The following is a 20,267-nucleotide window of genomic DNA, read 5'->3' as shown; positions in this document are numbered from 1 at the left end:
GCCCCGGGAGATGGCGAGGCGGCGTTTGCAAGTGTCCCACCGCCATCCGGTGTCCCATGGGTTCCTGGCCGCGGCTGCGCCGAGGCTGGACAGCAGTCTGAAGTAGAAGCGGAAATGCGCCCCATCTTCGTGAATGTCGGCGAGCGGACGAACGTCACCGGCTCGGCCAAATTCCGCAAGCTGATCGCCGATGGCGACTACGCCGAGGCGCTATCGGTGGCGCGCCAGCAGGTCGAGGCCGGCGCCCAGGTCATCGACGTGAACATGGACGAGGGCCTGCTGGACTCGGTCGCGGCCATGCGGACGTTCCTCAACCTCCTGGCGGCGGAACCGGACATCGCCCGGGTGCCGGTGATGATCGACAGCTCCAAGTGGGAGGTGATCGAAGCCGGCCTGCAGTGCGTGCAGGGCAAGTCCATCGTCAATTCGATCAGCCTCAAGGAAGGCGAGGCCAAGTTCATCGAACAGGCCCGCGCCTGCCTGCGCTATGGCGCGGCGGTGGTGGTCATGGCCTTCGATGAGGCCGGGCAGGCCGACACTGCCGATCGCAAGGTGGAGATCTGCACCCGGGCTTACCGCATCCTGACCGAGCAGGTGGGCTTTCCGCCCGAGGACATCATCTTCGATCCCAACATCTTCGCCGTGGCGACGGGGATCGAGGAGCACGACAACTACGCCGTCGACTTCATCGAGGCGACGCGCCGGATCAAACAGACCCTGCCGCACGCGCGGGTGTCGGGGGGCGTCTCCAACGTCAGCTTCTCGTTCCGCGGCAACGAGCCGGTGCGGCGGGCGATCCACTCGGTGTTCCTGTACCACGCCATCGCCGCGGGCATGGACATGGGCATCGTCAACGCCGGCGACCTGCCGGTCTATGACGACATCGAGCCCGAGTTGCGGGAGGCGGTCGAGGACGTGATCCTCAACCGCAAGCGCGCGGACGGCCAGTCGCCGACCGAGGTGCTGGTGGAGCTGGCGCCGAAGTACAAGGGCCAGAAGGGGGCGGCGAAGGTCGTCGACCTGGCTTGGCGCGACCAGCCGGTGGAGGCGCGTCTGACGCACGCCCTGGTCCACGGCATCACCGAATTCATTGAGGCCGACACCGAGGAGGCGCGGCAGAGGGCCGAGCGGCCGCTGCAGGTCATCGAAGGGCCGCTGATGGCCGGGATGAATGTGGTGGGCGACCTGTTCGGGGCCGGGAAGATGTTCCTGCCGCAGGTGGTGAAGTCCGCCCGGGTGATGAAGCAGGCCGTGGCCTATCTGATGCCGTTCATGGAGGCCGAGAAGGAGGGCAAGCCGCGGGAGTCCGCGGGCAAGGTCCTGATGGCCACGGTGAAGGGCGATGTGCACGACATCGGAAAAAACATCGTCGGCGTGGTGTTGCAGTGTAACAATTACGAGGTCGTGGACCTCGGGGTCATGGCGCCGGCGGACCGAATCCTGGACGAGGCGGAGGCCTGCGGGGCCGACATCGTGGGCCTGTCGGGCCTGATCACGCCGAGCCTGGACGAGATGGCGTTCGTGGCGTCGGAGATGGAGCGGCGCGGCTTCAAGATCCCGCTGCTGATCGGTGGGGCGACCACGTCCAAGACCCACACGGCGGTGAAGATCGCGCCGCGCTATCCGTCCGGCTCGACCACCTATGTGCTGGACGCCTCCCGGGCGGTGGGGGTGGTCTCGAACCTCCTCTCGCCGACGGAGAAGGCGAAGTTCCTGGCCGAGACGGCGGCGGAGTACGAGCGGGTGCGCGAGCAGTTCGCCCGCGGCCAGGGGACCCGCGCCCGGGCGAGCCTCAAGGAGGCCCGGGACAACGCCTTCAGCCCCGACTGGGGCGCCTATGATCCGCCCAGGCCCAGCTTCCTGGGCGTGCGGACCTTCGCCCCCTACGACCTGCCCGAGCTGCGCCGGCACATCGACTGGACGCCGTTCTTCGCGAGCTGGGAACTGGTGGGCCGCTTCCCGGACATCCTGTCGGACGACGTGGTCGGCAAGGCCGCCACGGACCTCTACAACGACGCCCAGCGGATGCTGGACCGCATCATCCAGGAGGGCCTGCTGGAGGCCCGGGGCGTGGTGGGCTTCTGGCCGGCCAACGCCGACGGCGACGACATCGTCCTCTACACCGACGAGACCCGGACCACGGAACTGGCCCGGCTGCACACCCTGCGCCAGCAGATGATCAAGTCGGGCGATGGGGCCAATGCGGCCCTGGCCGACTTCATCGCCCCGGTGGGGACCAAGCCCGACTATCTGGGGGGCTTTGCGGTGACCGCCGGCCACGGGGAGCTGGCCCAGGCCAAGGCCTTCAAGGACGCCGGCGACGACTATTCGGCCATCCTGTTCACGGCCCTTGCCGACCGCCTGGCGGAGGCCTTCGCCGAGGCCATGCACCGCAAGGTGCGCACCGAGCTGTGGGGCTATGCTCCGGACGAGCCGTTCGACGTGGACGCCCTGATCGCCGAGCAGTACCGCGGCATCCGCCCGGCGCCCGGCTATCCGGCCCAGCCCGACCACACCGAGAAGGCGACGCTGTTCCGGCTGCTCGGCGCCACCGAGGCGGCCGGGATCGAGTTGACCGAGAGCTTCGCCATGACCCCGCCGGCGGCGGTCTCGGGCCTCTACTTCGCCCATCCGGAGAGCCACTATTTCGGCGTCGGCCGGATCGAGCGGGACCAGGTGGAGGACTACGCCCGCCGCAAGGGCTGGGACCTGCGCACGGCGGAGCGCTGGCTGGCCCCGATTCTCAACTACGACCCGGTGTAACGCCCGCGCCTTCCGGCCTTCGGCGCTGCTCAGGCCCTGGGGCGCGGTGTCGCGCCGGACGGGGTTTGGCGTCCGAAAACCGCCTGCTACGACTTACGCCTCTGTTTGCTGATGTTGGGGGTGTTTGATGAAGCGGCTTCTTCTGGCGGCTGTGGCGGCGATGAGCCTGGCGGGGGCGGCGAACGCCGAGCCGCTGTCGGCCGGGGACCGGACGGCGATCAAGGCCAGCGTCGACAAGGCCTCTTCGCGCCTCGGCCAGGTGGCCCTGCAGATCTGGAACTACGCCGAGGTCGGCTACCAGGAACACAAAAGCTCGGCCCTGCTGCAGGCCGAGCTGAAGAAGGCCGGGTTCAAGGTAGAGGCGGGCGTGGCGGGCATGCCCACCGCCTTCGTCGCCAGTTTCAAGACGGGCGAGGGGCCGGTGATCGGCATCCTGGCCGAGTATGACGCCCTGCCGGGCTTGGCCCAGGCGGCGACGCCGGAGCGCAAGCCGGTGGACGGGATCGCCGGCCACGCCTGCGGCCACCACATCTTCGGCGCCGCCTCGGTGCAGGCCGCCATCAGCCTGAAGGAATGGATGGTCGCCAATGGCGTGAAGGGCGAGGTCCGAGTCTATGGTTCGCCCGCCGAGGAGGGCGGCTCGGGCAAGGTCTATCTGGTGCGCGCGGGCCTGTTCAACGACGTGGACGCCACCCTGCACTGGCACGCCGGCGACGCCAATGACGCGAGCCAGGGCGTCAGCCTGGCCAACATCAGCGGCAAGTTCCGCTTCACCGGCGCCTCGGCTCACGCTTCGTCCGCCCCCTGGCGGGGCCGCTCGGCCCTGGACGGGGTGGAGGTGATGAACGACGCCGTGAACATGCTGCGCGAGCACGTGCCGGACGGGACGCGCATTCACTACGTCATCACCGATGGCGGCAGCGCTCCGAACGTCGTGCCCGAGAAGGCCGAGGTCTATTACTACGTCCGGCACCGCGACCCGCAGGTGGTGCGTGACGTGATGGCCCGGGTGAAGAAGGCCGCCGAGGGCGCGGCCATGGCCACCGAGACCAAGGTCACCTTCGAGCAGACGGGCGGCGTCTACAACATGCTGCCCAACGAGACCCTGGCCCGGATCATGGACGAGAACCTGCGCGACGTGGGCGGGGTGGTCTGGAACGCAGAGGAGCGGGCCTTCGCCGAGGCCATGCAGAAGCAGCTCCCGGTCAGCAACGCCCGGCTGGAGAGCGCGGCCGAGGTGCAGCCCATGACCATCGGCGGGGACGGCGGCGGCTCCACTGACGTGGCCGACGTGAGCTGGGTGACGCCCACCGTGGGCATGCGGGCGGCCACCTGGGTGCCCGGCACCCCGGCCCACTCGTGGCAGGCGGTGGCGGCGGGCGGCACGTCCATGGCCATCAAGGGCGGCGTGGTGGCGGCCAAGTCCCTGGCCCTGACCGGCGCGGCCCTGTTTCGCGATCCGGCGGCCATCGAGAAGGCCAAGGCCGAGCTCGCCGCCAAGCGCGGCCCGGACTTCCGCTACGAGGCGATGGTGGGCGACCGCCCGCCGCCGCTGGACTACCGGGCGAAGGCCGGCGGCAAGTAGGCGATCGGGTCAAGACCTTTCGGGAAGGCGCCGCGCGAGCGGCGCCTTCTTCGTTTGTGGGGCGCTCCTCGGTCCGGCTCGGGGGGCTACCAGGGCCGGTAGGGATAGGTGGTCTGCGGATAGGTGGGCTGGGGATAGGTCGGATAGCGCGGCTGGGGCGCGCGGTAGTAGCCGGACTGCTCCTCCTCCCAGGCGCGACGGCGAGCGGCCGCTTCCTCGTCATAGGCGCGCTGGCGAGCCTCGGCGTAGAGCCGTTCGCGCTGTTCGGCCTCCAGGCGGCGCTGGCGCTCCGCTTCCTCCTCCACGCGGCGACGCTGGGCCTCGGCGGCAGCGGCTTGGGCGCGGGCGGCCTCGAGCTGGGCCTCGACGACGGCTTCGCGGCGGGTTTCCTCCTCGGCCCGGGCCTTGGCCTCGGCCTCGGCGGCCGCCCGGGCCCTGGCCTGGGCGGCGATCTGGGCGCCGCAGACCCGCAGGTCGGCGAGCCCCTGATCGGAGCCCGACAGGGAGACGGACACCGGCTCCTCGGCCAGCCAGGCGATGTCGAGGACCGCGCCCTTGCGCAGGGCCGCCTCGGCCTCCTCGGACAGGAACAGTTCGCCGGTGACGCCGTCCGGCTGGCGCAGCACCAGGTTGGAATAGCGGACGCGGTCGATGCGAATGGGCAGGAAGGCGCGTTCGGGCAGGTCGGCCTTGGCGAAGGTCAGGCTGACCACCCGCCCGTCGGAGATCAAGGTGACGGGCGTCACCGCGCCCGACCGTGCGGCCAGTTCAAGCTGGGTGCGGCAGGCTGCATCGGCCGGCTGCACCACCCAGGGCAAGCCAGCCGGGATGGCGGCCTCAAGGGCCGCAGGGGCGCCGCCCGCGGCAAGGGCGGCCGCGGCGGCGAGGTTCCTGGTCACGTGACGCACTTGGCGGGCTCCGGCTGACACGCGGGGGCGTTGCAGGCGGATTTGAGCGCAGGGCGGATGAACGGGGGATGAGCAATGCTCCCCTTTAGGGGAGCTCCCGCAGAGCAGGTGAGGGGGTGGTCGCCGGGAGCCCCCTGGGACGGGTGAGCGGCTCCTACGGCCGGTTCAGGCCGCCGCTTCCACCGGCAGGGAGAGGGTGAAGACGCTGCCGCGGCCAAGCTCGCTCTTCACCGACAGCTTACCGGCCATGCGCTCGGCCAGGCGCCGGGCGATGGTCAGGCCGAGGCCCACGCCGCCGAACCGCTTGGCCACGGTGGAGTCGGCCTGGACGAAACGCTCGAAGACCACATCCAGCCGATCAGCGGCGATGCCGATGCCGGTGTCGGCCACATGGACGGCGAGGCGGCCGTCCACCACCTCGACGCTGACCGCCACATGGCCGGACTCGGTGAACTTCACGGCGTTGGAAAGGAGGTTCAGCAGCACCTGCCGCAGGCGGGGGACAGGGGCGCGGACGTGGGGAAGGCGCGAGGGGGCGTAGAAGCGCAGCTCCAGGCCCTTGGCGCGGGCCTGTTCGGCGACCAGGTCGAGGACCCCACGGGCCACCTCGCCGACATCGGTGGGACCGTGGGGCTCGTCCTCGGGGTCGGAATCGAGCCGCGCGAGGTCGAGGACATCGTTGACCATGGCCAGCAGGGCCTGGCTCGCGCCGTTGATCTTGCCGGCGAACTGGCGCTCGCGCTCGGGAAGGTTGGTCGAGGCGGCGAGAATGCCGGCGTAGCCGATGATGCTGGTGAGCGGGGTGCGCAGCTCGTGGCTCATATTGGCCAGGAACTCGGATCGCGCCTCGGCGAAGGCCTCGGCCTGGCGGCGGGCCAGATCAAGACGGCGGGTGGCCAGGCGCAGGTTCATCTCGCTGACCACGGCGGCGGCGAGCACCGACAGACGATGCTGGTCCTGGGCGCTGGGGGCGGGGCGGGGGCGCTGGTCGAGGACGCAGAGGGCCCCGAGCCGCTGGCCGTCCGGGCTGGTGAGCGGGGCGCCGACGTAGAAGCGGATCTTGGGGTCGGTGGTGACGAGGGCGCTGTCCCGGAAACGCGGGTCCGCGGTGGCGTCGGGCACCACCAGCACCTCGTCGGAGCGGATGGTGTGGTTGCAGAAGGCGTCCTCACGCCGGGTTTCCCGGGGCGTCAGGCCATAGGCGGATTTCATCCACTGGCGCTCGGCGTCGATGAGGGTGACCAAGGCCATGGGCGCGTCGAACAGCTCGGCGGCGAGCTGGGTTATGCGGTCGAAGGCCGCCTCCGACGGGGTGTCGAGCACGTCGTATTCATGCAGCGCCGCCAGGCGTGCGGTCTCGGACGGGCTCAAGGCGGGTTCCTGCATAGGGGCGACGAAGGGGGCGTCATGCTAGACATGACGTGACCCGGCAAGATAGCGCGACATGACGTCCTCCGACTCCTCCGCAAATCCCCTGATGGCGCTGCGCCAGCGCTTCCTTGCCCGCGCAGCGGACGACCTCGCCTGGATTCGCGGCAGCGGCGGGGCGCCGGCCGACGAGCTGCTGGCGCGGGCCCACAAGCTGGCGGGTTCGGGGGGCGTATTCGGCCATCCCGAGGTGACCGAGGCGGCCGCAGCGGTGGAGGACGCTCTGCGGGCGGGCGAAACCCCGGACCTGGCGGCCCTGACGGCCGCCCTCGAGGTCCTGCCGCCGCCGGCGAGTTGAAACCTGGGCGCGGGCTCGCGGCTTACCTTCACCATGACCCGTTTAGGCCTGGTCGGCGGGGGACTTTCCAGAACGCCGCTCTTGACCTGCCGGGCTTCGGCCTGCACCTCCAAGGGACGCACAACAAGGAGAGCCGATGCCGCACGACGACAGCTTGATCCTCATGCTCGTGGGCGGCTTCGTGCTGGCCTTTGTCCTGGGCATGATCGCCCTGCGGTTCAAGCTGTCGCCCCTGGTGGGCTATCTGCTGGCGGGGGTCGTGGTGGGGCCGTTCACCCCCGGCTGGGTGGCGGACACGGGCCTGGCGCAGCAGCTGGCCGAGATCGGCGTCATCCTCCTGATGTTCGGGGTGGGCCTGCACTTCTCGCCCCGGGACCTGCTGGCGGTGCGCAAGATCGCCCTGCCCGGGGCGCTGGTTCAGATCATCGTGGCCACGGTTCTCGGCTGGGGCGTGGGGCGGCTGATGGGCCTGGGCGACGCCGAGGCCGCGCTGATGGGCTTTTCCCTGTCGGTGGCCTCGACGGTGGTGCTGCTGCGGGCCCTGGAGGAGCGCAAGGAGATCAAGACCCAGACTGGCAAGATCGCCGTCGGCTGGCTGATCGTCGAGGACCTGGTGATGGTCATCGCCCTGGTGTTGGTCCCGCTGCTGGCGGTGGCGGGCGCTCAGTCGGGCGGCGCGACCGACTGGGGGCAGGTGGCCATGACCATCGGCGGCACCCTGCTCTCGGTGGTGATCTTCGTGGCCTTCATGCTGGTGGTGGGCGCGCGGGTGCTGCCCTGGGTGCTGGTGCGGATCGCCCACACCCGCTCGCGGGAGCTGTTCACCCTGGGCGTGCTGTCGATCTCGCTGGGCATCGCCTACCTGGCCTATGCGGTGTTCGGCGCCTCGTTCGCGCTGGGCGCCTTCATCGCCGGGGTGGTGCTGAACGGCACGCCGCTGGGCCACAACGCCGCCGAGCGGGCGCTGCCGCTGCGCGACGCCTTCGCGGTGCTGTTCTTCGTCTCGGTGGGGATGCTGTTCGACCCGCGGGTGCTGCTGGAGCAGCCGGCGGCGGTAGTGGCGGTGGTGGCGATCATCGTGGCCGGCAAGTCGGTGGCCGCCCTGGCCATCACCAGCCTCTTCAGGCTCGAGCGCACGCCCAGCCTGCTGATCGCCGCGAGCCTCGCCCAGATCGGCGAATTCTCGTTCATCCTGGCCGGGGTCGGGCTGAAGCTCGACATCATGAGCCGCAGCGTTCACGACCTGATCCTGGCCGGGGCGCTGATTTCGATCGTGGCCAATCCCTTCGTCTTCAAGCTGGCCGACCGGCTGAGCGGCAAGCCGCCGACCGAGCCGCAGCCCGCGTAAGGCCGCAAATAAAGAGCCCCCGGTTTCCCGGGGGCTCTCCAAGACCTGTCGGGAGGTCCTGCCAAGGCTTACCAGCCGTTGGCGATCACCTGGGCGATCAGGCCGGTGGCGACGGCCATCAGCACGAAGTTGCCGTCGGCATAGACCCAGCGGTGGCCGGGCGGCGGGGCGCGCAGGCCGTAGTAGCCGTAGTCCTGCACATAGTAGCTGCGGTAGGCCCGGGGCACGTAGGCGCCCTTACGCCAGGTGTAGCCGCGGGTGTACGGCCTGTAGCCGTAGCCAGGGGCGTACCAGTAGCCCGCCCGGGCGCCGCGATAGTCGCGCCACTCGGGGCGGCCGCGCCAGCTGTCGGCGCGGCGGCGGTCGTAGCGGGCCTGGGCCTGACGCACGTCCTGGCGTTCGCGGGCGATCTGACGGCGCTCGGAGGGGGTCACCACGCCGTCGCGGGCGGCCTTGCGCTCCACCTGACGAACGTCGCGCATCTCCTGACGCACTTCGCGGGGTTGAGCCGCAGCCGTGGTGGCGGTGGCGATGGGGCCGGCGGCGGTCAGGACGGCCGCGGCGACAAGCACATACTTTTTCATACCTTGGTCCTTTCGGTTCAACCCCGAGGAGGACTGCAATGTAGGCCTCCCGACTGAACGCCGCTTGAACCCCCAAGGTCAGGATTGGTTCAGGTTCGAAGCGGGCGAAAACCGGTGTTACGCTGGCGGCTAGCAACCGGCGAAGGGAGGTTCTCGCCCATGGAACGCAGTCTGAAGGCCCGCTGGATCGGAGCCGCCGCAGCGGCGCTGCTGTTGGGCGGCGGGGCCCTGGCGGGAGCGGCGCTGGCCCAGACCCCCGCGACGCCTGCCCACATCGCCGCCGCACTGGCCGATCCGGGACGCCCTGCCGCCGACGTGGCCCGCGACGGCCCCCGCAAGCCCGGCGAACTGCTGGCCTTCGCCGAGGTGAAGCCCGGGCAGCAGGTGGCCGATTTCATCATGGGGGGCGGCTACTTCACCCGCATCCTGTCGGCGGCGGTGGGGCCTGAGGGCCGGGTCCACGCCTATCAGCCGGATGAGTTCATCAAGTTCCAGGCGAGCTATGGTGAGAGCCTGGACCAAGTGGCCGGCTCCTATGGCAACGTCACCGCCAGCCGCGAGAGCCTGGGCGCCCTCGACTTGCCCGACGGGCTGGATCTGGTGCTCACGGTCCAGAACTACCACGACCTGCACCTTTCGGCGTTCCCCAAGGACTGGGCGGGGAAGGTGAACGCCGAGATCTTCAGGTCGCTGAAGCCCGGCGGGCACTATGTGATCGTCGACCATGTGGCCGCGCCGGGGGCGGGGCTGGAGGCGGCCCAGAAGGTGCACCGCATCGAGCCCGCCATCGTTCGGCAGGAGGTGGAGGCGGCGGGCTTCCAGTTCGTCGCCGAAAGCCCGCTGCTGCGCGACGCCGCCGACCCTCACGCCGCCAGCGTCTTCGACCCCTCGATCCGCGGCAAGACCGACCAGTTCGTCATGAAGTTCCGCAGGCCGTAGGGCTCAGCCCCGCCGAGCGGGCTACTTCAGCTTGCGATCGAAGAAGTCGAGGGTCTGCAGGGCGCGGTGGAGACGGTTCATGGGCGTCCAGCCGCCGCGATGGCGCAGGCCCGGATAGACCATGGTCTCGAAGGCCACGCCCCGGGCCTGGAGCTCGAACATCACCCGGGTGGAATGGTCGAAGGTGACGTTGTCGTCGGCCATGCCGTGGACCAGCAGCAGGCTGCCGGGCTGCAGGCGGTCGAGGCGGCGGACCACCTCGGAGGCCTCGTAGCCCCTGGGGTTGTCCCGGGGCGTGCCCATGAAGCGCTCGGTATAGTGGGTGTCGTAGAGCGTCCAGTCAGTGACCGGGGCGCCCGAGCCCCCGGCCTTGAAGGGGCTGTCCGGGGCGGTGAGCAGCAGCAGGGTCATGTAGCCGCCGTAGGACCAGCCGGTGACGCCGATGCGGTCGGCGTCCACATAGGGCAGGCTCTGGAGGAACTTCGCCCCGGCGATCTGGTCGTCCACCTCGAGCTGGCCGAGGCGGCGGTCAATGGCGGTCTTGAAGGCCACCGAGCGGTTCGGCGTGCCGCGGTTGTCGAGCTTGAAGAGGATGTAGCCGGCGTCGAGGAGGATCTGGTCCTCGGGGCTCTGCCAGGTCTTGGAGACTCGGGCGCTGCCGGGGCCGCCATAGACCTGGACGATCACCGGATATTTCTTCGCCGGATCGAAGCCCGGCGGGGTGCGCAGGGAGTACCAGAGCGGGCTGCCGTCGGCGGCGGGGATGGTCCCGTACTCAGGCGTGCGCAGGCGGCCGAGGTAGGGCCAGAACGGATGGCCCTCGGCGAGGCGGTTTTCCTCGATCCAGCGCACCCGGGTCCCGTCGGCGCGGTAGAGGGCGGTCTGGGGCGGGGTCCGGGGATCCTCATAGGTCCCGACGAAGGCGCCGCCGGTGCGGGCCACTTCGGCGCTCCACCAGCCGCCGGCCGGGGTGAGGGCGCGGGGCTCGGCGGGGCGGCGGTAGGAGACCTCGTAGATGCGGCGCTCGACGGGGACGTCCTTGTTGGCGCTGAAAATGGCCACGCCCCGGGCCTCGTCCACGCCCAGGAGCTCGGCCACCGGCCAGTCGCCGCGCGTGAGCTGGCGGATCGCCTTGCCGCTGGCGTCGTGCAGATAAAGGTGGCGGAAGCCGCTCTTCTCTGACGACCAGAGGAAGGTTCCGTCCGACAGGGGGCGGAAGTCGTCAGTGAGGTCCACCCAGTGCGGGCTGGTCTCGGTGAGGATCACCCGACCCTTGCCGGTGGCGGGATCGACGGCGATCAGGTCCAGGCGGCGCTGGTCGCGGCTCTGGCGCTGGACGTAGAGGGTGCGGCCGTCCTTCGACCAGTGGACGCGGCCCAGATAGATGTCGGGATCGGGGCCAAGGTCCACCTTCACCCGGGCGCCCGAGGCCAGGTCTTGGACATAAAGCTCGACCACGGCGTTGGGTCGGCCGACCCGGGGATAGCGCTGGGCCACCACCTTGGCGCCCGTGCCTTCGACCTCGGGGCGGTCCACCACGTCGACGCCGGTCTGGTCCACATGGGCGATGGCGATGCGGGCCTCGTCGGGACTCCACCAATAGCCGGTGTGGCGGTCCATCTCCTCCTGGGCGATGAACTCGGCCGTGCCCCAGCTCTTCAGCTCGGTCCCGCCCTCGGTGAGGGCGCGCTCGGGGCCGCCGTCCACGGGGGTGATGTAGAGGTTGTCGTCGCGGACGTAGGAGACGTAGCGGCCCCGGGGGCTGATGCGCGCGTCAATCTCGTCTCCCGGGGTGCGGGTGAGCTGGCGCACCTGATCGGCGGCGATGTCATAGAGGTAGAGGTCGCCTTCTACCGGGGCGAGGATCAGCTTGCCCTGGTCGTCCCAGGCGTAGTCCACCACCCCGCGGGTGGCGACGCCGGCCCGTTCGCGGCGGGCCTTCTCGGCCTCGGAGAGTTCGCGGGCGTCGGGGGCGAGCTTCTTGCCGTCGATCAGCAGGCGCGGCTCGCCGCCGGCCACGTCCGCCACCCAAAGGTCGGTGACGGTGAGGTCGTCGGCGCGGACCTTGATGTAGGTCACCGAGCGGCCGTCGGGGGACAGCTTCACGCCCCGGGCGCGGGGGCCGTTGAGGTCGGGGCTTTCGAAGATTCTCTTCGGCGGGAGCTGGTCGGCCATGGCGGTCCCGGCGATGGCGGCGGCCGCGAGCGCGGCGAGGATAAGCTTCATCCTGCTGTTGAAGCCGTGAAGCGGCCCGACCGCAACCCGGAACCGGCGCCAGCGCCCTCGCCAACGGCCCCTGCGCGAACGAGGCGAATGGTCGCGGCGGGGACGCGGCTCCGGAAGCGAGTGCGGCGCGCGACGTCTCGCCGCCTTGAGACTGGCCGGGATTCTCCTGATCGGTCAGTCCGCCACCTGTGTCCGCGCCCCTCCGGCGTCAGGGCGTGAGCAAAGGGAGCCGCCGCCCATGAGTGTCAGATCGCATCCCCGGCGGCGACTGTTCGCCGGGCCGGCCCTGGCGGCTTCGATCGCCGTCGCCGCCCCCGCCCTCGCCGACAGCATCCGCGCCAACGCCTCGATCGGCGCGGGGGGCGCAGTGACCAGCATCTCGGGGCCCGCCGACCGGGTCGAGGGCGGCGCGGCGGTCCACGACTTCGGCGCGACGGCGGGCGACCCGACCGCGAACCTGACCGTCAACAGCGTCGCCTCGCGGATGGACTACGCCCTGGCCGGCGACATGGCGGGGACGCTCTCCGACGTGACGCTGAGCCATGTGGTGGGCGCGGCGGGGGCGGCCGGCCGGCTGGCGATCACCCAGAACGGCGGCGTCGTCGATCTCGCCCTGATGGTCAAGGGCGGGACCTTCGCCAGGGGCGGCGCCCGGCCGGGGTCTGCGGGGGTGGTGATCAACCAGGCCAGCACCAACGCCGTGACCGACGTGGCGCATACGGCCGCGGCCAATGGATACGCCATCACGGTCAGCCGGTAGGGTCCTGGTCCTCGACCAGTCCTCTAGGCGGGGGTCAGCCGGGCGGCGGCCTCGGCGGCCTGGCGGGCGCGGTGGTCGGTGTGGGCGGCCATGAGGGCCTTGACCTGGGCCAGCACTTCGGGCCGGGCGAGCTCGGGCCGTCCGGCGACGAACGGCGGGTCGGGGGCGTATTCCAGGCCCAGCTGCACGGCCTCGGCGTAGTCGCGGCCGGCGAGTTCGGCGAGCAGGGTGAAGGCGAAGTCGAGTCCCGCTGTGACCCCTCCGCCGGTGATGACATTGCCGTCGCGCTCGACGCGGGCGTCGGACACGGTCACCCCAAACGGAATCAGCAGGTCGCGCCAGGCCCAATGGCAGGCGGCCCGGCGGCCGGTCAGGAAGCCCGCGGCGGCCAGGATCAGCGAGCCGGTGCAGACGCTGGTGAGATAGCGGGCCTGGCCGCCCAACCGGCGGATCTCGGCCATGAACGCCTCGTCCAGCATGGCCTCGGTGCAGCCGAAGCCGCCCGGAACCAGCAGGACGTCGCAGGCGGGGATGGCGGCGAGGTCGGCGAGCCCCGTGAAGGCGAGGCCGTCGGCGACCATGTCCCGGCCGCCCAGGGACGCGACGATCACCTCCGCGTCGGGCGTGCGGCTGAGGACCTGATGCGGGGCGGTGAAGTCCAGGTGGGTCACCCCGGGATAGAGGGCGATCACGATGCTGAGGCTGGCCATGGAGGGACGCTCCGGTTGGTTGACGCCTGCACCCTAGTCGGGGCACCGTCTGGCAGAAATGCCATTAATCCCACTGATCCGGACATAACCGCATGGGCCGACAGGTCGCCGTCGTGATCTTTCCGGGCTTCCAGATCCTGGACGCCGCCGGCCCTCTGGCGGCGTTCGAGATCGCCGCCCGCCTGCGCCCCGGGGCCTATGAGCTCAGGGTTCTGGCGCCGGGCGGCGGCCTGGTGACCAGCTCGTCGGGCGCGCCCATGGCCGCGGAGGATCTGGACGCGGGGCCGCACGACACCCTGGTGATCTCCGGTGGCGACGGCACCCGGGCCCTGGGCCAGCTGGCCGCCATCGTCGCCTGGCTGAAGGCCGTGGCGCCCCGGGCCCGGCGGGTGACCAGCATCTGTTCGGGGGCCTATCTGCTGGCGGAGGCCGGGCTGCTGAACGGGCGGCGGGCCACCACCCACTGGGGCCGCACCGACGACTTCGCCCGGCGCTATCCGAAGGTGAAGCTGGACGCGGACCGGATCTTCGTGCGCGACGGGAACGTCTGGACCTCGGCGGGGATCACCGCGGGCATAGACCTGGCCCTGGCGGTGATCGAGGAGGACCTGGGGCTGGAGGTCGCCCGGCGCACGGCCCAGCAACTGGTGGTGCATCAGCGCCGGCCGGGCGGTCAGTCGCAGTTCTCGGCGCTCCTCGACCTGGGCGGCCGGACCGGGCGGTTCGCGGAGCTGATGGACTGGATGCGGGCCAACCTCTCCCGGCCCCTGACGGTGGAGGAACTGGCGGACCGGGCGGCCATGAGCCCGCGCAACTTCGCCCGGGCCTTTGCGGCCGAGACCGGGACGACCCCGGCCAAGGCGGTGGAGCGGCTGCGCCTGGAAGCGGCGCGGACCGAGGTGGAGGCCGGGCGGCTGCCCATCGACCGGGTGGCGGAGATATCGGGCTTCGGCGATCCCGAGCGGATGCGCCGGGCCTTCCTGCGGGCCTTCGGCCAGCCGCCCCAGGCCCTCAGGCGCGCGGCGCGGGCCTAGGCCTTTCCCGCGGGCGTTGCGTGCAGCTTGCGCAGAATCCGCAGGGCCTCGTTCTGGCGGCGGACGACCTCGATCAGCTCTTGCCGGCGGAAGGCGTCGAGCTTGTCGTGCAGGTGCATGATCTCAAGCTCGGCCCGGAGGTTGACGATATAGTCCTGCTCGGCGGCCTTGCGGTCGCGCTCGGCCGCCCGGTTCTGGCTCATCATGATGATCGGAGCCTGCACCGCCGCCAGGGTGGACAGCATCAGGTTGAGGAAGATGAAGGGGTAGGGGTCGAAGGCTAGACCCAGCGACTTGCCCCAGGCGTTCCAGCCCATCCAGAGGGCGAGGCAGACGGCGAAGCCGATGATGAAGCCCCAGGAGCCGCCGATGGCGGCCACCCTGTCGGCCAGCTTCTGGCCTGGCGTGCGGGCGTCGAGGTTGAGTTCGGGACTAGCGAAGGTGGGCGCCTCGGTGGCCACCAGGTCGATGACGCTGCGCTGGATCGGGGTGAGCTGCTCGTATTCACAGCCCAGCAGCTCCCGGGCCAGCTGCTGACGGGTATCTTTGGACATGGTCGCCGGCCTCGCGCGGAAAGGGTCGGCGGCAGCATCGGGCGGACTCACGTCCGCCCGCAAGCGTTGGCCGGGAAGCCTCAGGAGGCGGCCGCGGCCGAGGCCGGGGTGGCCTTCAGGACAGCCGAGTCCGCGCCCTTGGCGGAGTGGGTCGGGGCCGGCTTGATATCCACGGCGGGGCGGCCGGCGCCGGCGGCCGCCGGGGCGGCGTGCGGGGCGATATGGGCCGGAGCCGGGTGGAGCGGAGTGGCGTCCGCGGTCTCCTCGCCGGCCTCGATGTTCACGGTCTTGGTCAGCCGGTACTCGATGGGCTTCTCGGGCAGGCCGGCGGTGAGCACCGCGGGGGCGACCTCGGGGGCCTGGATCACGCCCCGGGGGCCGAACTTGTAGAAGACGTGGACGCCCACCTGGGCGACGCGGCGCATCTGGGCGCCCCAGGCCGGGGCGACGCCGGTGGTGTGGAAGTGGGTCGCCGAGCCGATGTCGGCGACGGCGGCGCCCGCGAGCACACGGGAGGCGACCTTGCGGGCCTCGTTCCAGGCCTGGGCCTCGCGGCCCTGGCGCATGGAGCCGTCGCAGGCGAAGCTGAACTGGCAGCCCTTGCGCTTGCCGGCGCCCTGATAGACCACGCCGCAGACCGTCTGCGGGAAGGCCGGGTGCTTCACCCGGTTCATCACCACCTGGGCCACAGCGAACTGGCCCTGACGGCTTTCACCGCGGGCTTCGTAATAGATCGCCTGGGTCAGGCATTCGAGGTCGCGCTGGGCCGAGGCGGGGGCCTGGTCGCCCTTGGCCTGCAGCCGATCGTTGAGGGCGGCGAGCTGCCGCGACGAGCCGGGAACAAAGGCACCGGCCGGTTGTTGGGTGGACTGCTGAGTAAGGCGCAGGGCGGCTTCGTCCTGCAGCACGGCGTCGGAATAGCCGCCCGCGGCGGCCTCGGCGATGCGCGCCACGCGGCTGTGCTCCGCGGCGTGCTGGGCCATGCCCCCGGCAAGATAGGCTGCGCCAAGGCTCAGGCCGACGCCTGAGCCAATCAAGGCGGCGCTCATCAGCACGCGCCAATCGGCGCCTGCCTGCGTTCCAAATTTCAAGACTCTCGGTTCCCTGACCGCGAGGGCGTCTAGAGGCCCCCCGACGTTTGTCGCCGCGGTCGCTCCTGCTCTTGCTGGCAGCGCCCGCCGGCAGGCCTGACCCCGGATCCGCAAGTGGGGCTAGGCGACGGCAAATGGTGAAGGATGTATGAAGGAACTCCGTCGCCCGCGCAAGTCATTTTTGCATCGCAGCATAGGACTGACGGTCGCACCCCGGGCTGTTCCGATATGAACCACTGACGCAAGCTTATGGCAAAGGGCGGGCCACTTGCGGGAACTGGGAATAATCAATGTTCATGACGAGATATACTGCTCCACATTCCCGCCTTATCTATAAATGTGGCCGGACGATCTTTAGCGCCAAGTCTAAGCTTGAGCGGAACCGGTGGGCGGCGAGGGTGTTTCCGGCAACGCACCCCGAAGGAGATCCGCCATGACCAAGATGATTTCGCTGATCGGCGTCGCCGCCGGCGCGGCCCTGATGCTGTCGGCCTGCGGGCACAGCACCGAGCAGAAGGCCGCAACCGGCGCTGTGGCCGGGGCGGTCGTGGGCGGCCCGGTAGGCGCCGCGGCGGGCGCGGCCGTGGGCACGGCGGCCGGCAAAGTCGACGATCGCTAGGCCGCCTCACAGAACGGGGATCGCCCTCGCCGGTCGGCGTGATAGCCTGCGCCGTAAAACAATCCGGGGAGGAGTTGATGATCCGCACGCTGATGGCGCTCGCCGCGGCGCTGACGCTGGGCGCCGCGGCGCCGGCCATGGCCGCGCCGCAGGATCGCACCGCCACGAACGGCGGGGTGAGGCTCCATTATGTTGTAGATGGACCCGCGGCGACGGACGCCCCGCTGGTCGTGCTGCTGCACGGCTTCCCCGACTACTGGGCCACCTGGAAGCCGTTGATGGCCGAGCTGAACGCGGCCGGCTGGCGCACCGCCGCCGTGGACCTGCGGGGCTACAACCTCTCGGACAAGCCCGAGGGCGAGGCCGCCTACGCCATGCCGAACCTGATCGGCGACGTGGCTGCGGTGATCGGCGCCGAGGGCCGCAAGGATGCAGTGGTAGTGGGCCATGACTGGGGCGCGGCCATCGCCTGGCAGGTGGCCATCAACCGGCCGGACCTCGTGCGGCGGCTGGTGATCCTGGGTGTGCCGCATCCGGCGGGCTTCGCCCGGGAGATGGCGACCAACGAGGCCCAGCAGAAGAACAGCCAGTACGCCCGCAACTTCCAGCAGTCGGGCTTCGAGAAAACCCTCACCGCCGAGGGTCTGGCGGGCTGGGTGAAGGATCCGGCGGAAAAGGCCGGCTATGTGGAGGCCTTCCGGCGGTCGGACTTCACCGCCATGCTCAACTACTACCGCGCGAACTATCCCCGGGGGACGGGCGAGGCGGCCGCCCCGCCGGCGCCGGAGGGCCTGCGGGTGAAGGCGCCGACCCTGGTGATCCACGGTATGAAGGACACGGCCCTCAACGCCGCCGGCCACGGCGGGACCTGGGACCATGTGGACGCCGACACCACCCTGGTGATGTTCCCCGCGGCCGCTCACTTCGTGCAGCACGACGCCAGGGATCAGGTGAACCGCGCGATCCGCGACTGGTTGGCGGCGCGGCCCTGAGGGGCAGTCCCAGCGCCGGAAAAGGAAAGGCCCCCGGCGCGCGGGGGCCTTTGGCTTACGAACCTAGCGGCGGGCGCAGAGCAGGTCGCGCAGGACCGTGGAGCGGCCGATGATCTGGCCGTCCGGGGCGATCGCCCGGTTGGCCTTTTCGCTCGAGTCGTACCAGACCGCCGGGCCCAGGCCCTGGCGGCGGCAGTACGCGTCGGCGCCGGTCTTGCCGGCGGCCACGTCGACCCCGCGGACGGCGGGGCGGGCGAAGAAGACCGTGCGGGTCCCGTCCACGCCGCGGGCGTCGCCGCCGGGCGGGCCCCAGTTGTCGCCCGGACGCGGCGGTGCGCCGCCGGGACCGCCGGGGCCGGGCCGGCCGCCGCCCACGGGCTCCAGCGACGAGACCTGGGCCATCAGGCCGTACTGGGTGAGGTCGGGCACGTCGGCGCGGATCTCCTGGCAGCGGCCGCGGAAATCGTCATGCTCGCACAGCCGCCAGGCGCCGCTGATGCGGGCGCTCTGGGCCTTGTCGTTGAAGCGCCAGGCGCCGAGGTCGGGGGTGACGCCGGTGAGGGTGATCGAGCGGCCCTGATAGTTGCGCCCTTCGTACAGTGTGATGGACGGCGCGGAAGGGCCGCGCTGGGCGGTCGCCGTTCCGGCGCAGGCCAGGGCCGCCGCAACGCCCGCGATCAGAGCCATGGTCTTGGTCATGTGAGCCTCCTGAAGCTTGGCCGTAGCAGAGGCGGGCCGGGATGAACACCGGCTGAAGGCGGTCGGGCGACGCGGGCTCCGGCGACTCAAGAATTTCCAGACGGGCAACGATCTTCTCCTCGCGTGCGCATTTGTCGCTGAAATGGATGAACTATCTTGACCTACGACAGCGGCGGCGCGCTCAACCGGCGCCGCCCCAGGAGAGATCACGATGATCGAACGCAGGCCCTTCGCCGCCCTCGGCGGCGCCGACCACGGCTGGCTCAAGGCCCGCCATCACTTTTCGTTCGCCAACTACTACGACCCGGCCCGGATGGGCTGGGGCCCGATCCGCGTGTGGAACGACGACGAGATCGCCCCGCAGTCCGGCTTCCCGCCGCATCCGCACGCCGACATGGAGATCGTCACCTATGTGCGGCAGGGGGCGGTGACCCACCAGGACAGCCTGGGCAACCGGGGGCGCACCGAGGCCGGCGACGTGCAGGTGATGAGCGCCGGCACGGGCATCCGCCATGCGGAATATAACCTCGAACCGGGCGTCACGACGCTGTTCCAGATCTGGATCCTGCCGCGGGCCCGGGGCGGCGAGCCCGCCTGGGGCTCCAGGCCCTTCCCCAAGGGCGACCGGGCCGGGAAGTTCGTCACCCTGGCGAGCGGCCTGGCCGGCGATGAGGAGGCCCTGCCGATCCGCGCCGATGCGCGGGTGGCGGGCGCCACGCTGAAGGCCGGGGAGACGACCCAATACGCCGTGGGCGAGGGGCGGTACGTCTATCTGGTGCCGGCGGTCGGGTCCGTGGAAGTCAACGGCGTCCGACTGGATGCCCGGGACGGGGCCGCGATCCGCGACGAAGCCGTCCTGACGGTCAAGGCGCTGGACGACGCCGAGGTCGTGCTGGTCGAGGCGGCCTGACAAGTTTCGGGCCCGCGGTAGGGCGTGCCGCGGGCCCGATTCCGCACATCCGCCAGTGTTGGGGGGTCAGCGGACGGCGTAGGCCCGGGGGAGGGCAGGCTCGCCCTGGGAGGTGAGGTGGTCGAGGCCTTGCGAGGCGGTGGCCGGGGTGGCCAGGGGGGCGGCCTGAGGCGCGGCCTGGGCGGCGGTGGACAGGGCGGCCATAGGCAGGGCCGCGAGGGCGAGCGTGGCGATGCCGGAGATGCGGCTGGCGAAGGTGGGCTTGTACATGATCGTTCCCTCTTTGCGGTGCGCGGCGGGCGTTGCGTCCGTCGACGAAGGAGCGAATACTTCCGGGGTGGTCAGAACTCCCGTGAATACGAGGTAATGACGCGGATTTAAGAATATTACGGAGTATTAATACTGAAAGCTTCGCCGTGCGTGCCCGAGGTGTTCAGCGCGGGCGCGCGAAACCGACGGGCGTTTCGGCCCGGGCGGCGCGTCGTCAGGGCGGGAGAAGGCCGGGGGCGGGCCGCGCCCCCGCGAGGGCCTAGGTCGTGGACTCATAAGCTCTGAGCCACAGGCGGGTTGAGGCGAGCAGGACGGCGGCGAGGAAGTTCCTGGCGAGCTTGTCGAAGCGCGTTGCGATCCGCCTGAAGTGCTTGAGCTTGCAGAAGAAGCGTTCGACCTGATTGCGCTGGCGGTAGATCGCCGGCTCGACGGAGCGCTGGACCTTGCGATCCTTCTGGGTGGGGATGTGGGCGCAGCCGCCGCGGGCGCGGACGAGGTCGATGACGGCTTGGGCGTCGTAGCCGCGATCGGCCACCAGCGCCTGAGCGG

The 20,267-nt window shown here is 70.7% G+C and carries 20 protein-coding genes; 10 read left to right on the top strand and 10 right to left on the bottom strand.

Annotation, left to right across the window (positions count from 1 at the left end; all coding sequences use genetic code 11):
• Positions 1–114: 114 nt before the first annotated feature.
• Both metH and BO64_RS00660 read left to right on the top strand, forming a co-directional pair.
• The gene (gene metH / locus BO64_RS00665) at positions 115–2,763 is read left to right on the top strand and encodes a methionine synthase (protein WP_496401341.1); all 2,649 of its coding nucleotides are present in this window, start codon (positions 115–117) and stop codon (positions 2,761–2,763) included.
• 127 nt (positions 2,764–2,890) lie between these two features.
• Positions 2,891–4,348 (top strand): amidohydrolase, encoded by a 1,458-nt coding sequence (locus BO64_RS00660; protein ID WP_496401340.1) that lies wholly within the window; start codon positions 2,891–2,893, stop codon positions 4,346–4,348.
• Between the two features lie 86 nt (positions 4,349–4,434).
• Here BO64_RS00660 and BO64_RS00655 read toward each other — a convergent pair whose 3' ends face one another.
• Positions 4,435–5,256 carry a hypothetical protein gene (locus tag BO64_RS00655; protein ID WP_496401339.1) on the bottom strand — a complete coding sequence of 274 codons (822 nt, stop codon included), beginning with the start codon at positions 5,254–5,256 and terminating at the stop codon, positions 4,435–4,437.
• 165 nt (positions 5,257–5,421) lie between these two features.
• Positions 5,422–6,627 (bottom strand): GAF domain-containing sensor histidine kinase, encoded by a 1,206-nt coding sequence (locus BO64_RS00650; RefSeq protein WP_496401338.1) that lies wholly within the window; start codon positions 6,625–6,627, stop codon positions 5,422–5,424.
• A gap of 73 nt (positions 6,628–6,700) precedes the next feature.
• Here BO64_RS00650 and BO64_RS00645 point away from each other — a divergent pair, with 73 nt between their 5' ends.
• Together BO64_RS00645 and BO64_RS00640 are read left to right on the top strand one after the other, a co-directional pair.
• On the top strand, positions 6,701–6,982 hold the full coding sequence (locus BO64_RS00645; RefSeq protein ID WP_496401337.1) for an Hpt domain-containing protein: 282 nt from the start codon (positions 6,701–6,703) through the stop codon (positions 6,980–6,982).
• Between the two features lie 136 nt (positions 6,983–7,118).
• Positions 7,119–8,330 (top strand): cation:proton antiporter domain-containing protein, encoded by a 1,212-nt coding sequence (locus tag BO64_RS00640; RefSeq protein ID WP_496401336.1) that lies wholly within the window; start codon positions 7,119–7,121, stop codon positions 8,328–8,330.
• Positions 8,331–8,398: 68 nt separating this feature from the next.
• On the opposite strand, the gene BO64_RS00635 is transcribed toward BO64_RS00640, so the two are convergent.
• Positions 8,399–8,914, bottom strand: a complete 516-nt coding sequence (locus tag BO64_RS00635; RefSeq protein WP_496401335.1) for an RcnB family protein — start codon at positions 8,912–8,914, stop codon at positions 8,399–8,401.
• Between the two features lie 159 nt (positions 8,915–9,073).
• Between BO64_RS00635 and BO64_RS00630 the strand changes: the two genes are divergently transcribed.
• Complete coding sequence (locus tag BO64_RS00630; RefSeq protein WP_496401334.1) at positions 9,074–9,853, top strand: class I SAM-dependent methyltransferase; 780 nt, start codon at positions 9,074–9,076, stop codon at positions 9,851–9,853.
• A gap of 21 nt (positions 9,854–9,874) precedes the next feature.
• Here the strand turns inward: BO64_RS00630 and BO64_RS00625 are convergent, their stop codons facing one another.
• Positions 9,875–12,079 (bottom strand): S9 family peptidase, encoded by a 2,205-nt coding sequence (locus tag BO64_RS00625; RefSeq protein ID WP_496401333.1) that lies wholly within the window; start codon positions 12,077–12,079, stop codon positions 9,875–9,877.
• 238 nt (positions 12,080–12,317) lie between these two features.
• Here BO64_RS00625 and BO64_RS00620 point away from each other — a divergent pair, with 238 nt between their 5' ends.
• The gene (locus tag BO64_RS00620) at positions 12,318–12,839 is read left to right on the top strand and encodes a hypothetical protein (RefSeq protein ID WP_496401332.1); all 522 of its coding nucleotides are present in this window, start codon (positions 12,318–12,320) and stop codon (positions 12,837–12,839) included.
• Positions 12,840–12,862: 23 nt separating this feature from the next.
• Here the strand turns inward: BO64_RS00620 and BO64_RS00615 are convergent, their stop codons facing one another.
• Positions 12,863–13,549 carry a DJ-1/PfpI family protein gene (locus BO64_RS00615; protein ID WP_496401331.1) on the bottom strand — a complete coding sequence of 229 codons (687 nt, stop codon included), beginning with the start codon at positions 13,547–13,549 and terminating at the stop codon, positions 12,863–12,865.
• 92 nt (positions 13,550–13,641) lie between these two features.
• Here BO64_RS00615 and BO64_RS00610 point away from each other — a divergent pair, with 92 nt between their 5' ends.
• Positions 13,642–14,583 (top strand): GlxA family transcriptional regulator, encoded by a 942-nt coding sequence (locus BO64_RS00610; protein WP_496401330.1) that lies wholly within the window; start codon positions 13,642–13,644, stop codon positions 14,581–14,583.
• Here the strand turns inward: BO64_RS00610 and BO64_RS00605 are convergent.
• Together BO64_RS00605 and BO64_RS00600 are read right to left on the bottom strand one after the other, a co-directional pair.
• Positions 14,580–15,137: a DUF1003 domain-containing protein gene (locus tag BO64_RS00605; RefSeq protein ID WP_496401329.1), complete on the bottom strand. Its 558-nt coding sequence runs from the start codon at positions 15,135–15,137 to the stop codon at positions 14,580–14,582. The two genes, BO64_RS00610 and BO64_RS00605, sit on opposite strands and share 4 nt — an antisense overlap.
• An 80-nt stretch (positions 15,138–15,217) precedes the next feature.
• A complete protein-coding gene (locus BO64_RS00600) occupies positions 15,218–16,186 on the bottom strand; it encodes a cell wall hydrolase (RefSeq protein WP_496401328.1) in 969 nt (322 codons plus the stop codon).
• A gap of 475 nt (positions 16,187–16,661) precedes the next feature.
• Here BO64_RS00600 and BO64_RS00595 point away from each other — a divergent pair, with 475 nt between their 5' ends.
• Complete coding sequence (locus BO64_RS00595; RefSeq protein WP_496401327.1) at positions 16,662–16,847, top strand: hypothetical protein; 186 nt, start codon at positions 16,662–16,664, stop codon at positions 16,845–16,847.
• A gap of 77 nt (positions 16,848–16,924) precedes the next feature.
• A complete protein-coding gene (locus BO64_RS00590; protein ID WP_496401326.1) occupies positions 16,925–17,839 on the top strand; it encodes an alpha/beta fold hydrolase in 915 nt (304 codons plus the stop codon).
• A 63-nt stretch (positions 17,840–17,902) separates the two neighbouring features.
• Here the strand turns inward: BO64_RS00590 and BO64_RS00585 are convergent, their stop codons facing one another.
• Positions 17,903–18,538, bottom strand: a complete 636-nt coding sequence (locus tag BO64_RS00585; RefSeq protein ID WP_496401325.1) for a beta/gamma crystallin-related protein — start codon at positions 18,536–18,538, stop codon at positions 17,903–17,905.
• A gap of 211 nt (positions 18,539–18,749) precedes the next feature.
• On the opposite strand from BO64_RS00585, the gene BO64_RS00580 reads away from it, so the two are divergent.
• Positions 18,750–19,448, top strand: coding sequence for a pirin family protein (locus BO64_RS00580; protein ID WP_496401324.1), 699 nt, complete (start codon positions 18,750–18,752; stop codon positions 19,446–19,448).
• A gap of 66 nt (positions 19,449–19,514) precedes the next feature.
• On the opposite strand, the gene BO64_RS00575 is transcribed toward BO64_RS00580, so the two are convergent.
• Together BO64_RS00575 and BO64_RS00570 are read right to left on the bottom strand one after the other, a co-directional pair.
• Positions 19,515–19,718: a hypothetical protein gene (locus tag BO64_RS00575; protein WP_496401323.1), complete on the bottom strand. Its 204-nt coding sequence runs from the start codon at positions 19,716–19,718 to the stop codon at positions 19,515–19,517.
• A gap of 259 nt (positions 19,719–19,977) precedes the next feature.
• Positions 19,978–20,267, bottom strand: a 290-nt coding sequence (locus BO64_RS00570) for a transposase (protein WP_496401322.1), incomplete at its 5' end; no start/stop codon positions are given.

This window comes from Phenylobacterium composti DSM 19425 (genome assembly GCF_059568645.1).
The sequence above is the reverse complement of the archived record's forward strand: the minus strand, read 5'-3'. Positions and strand labels throughout refer to the sequence as shown.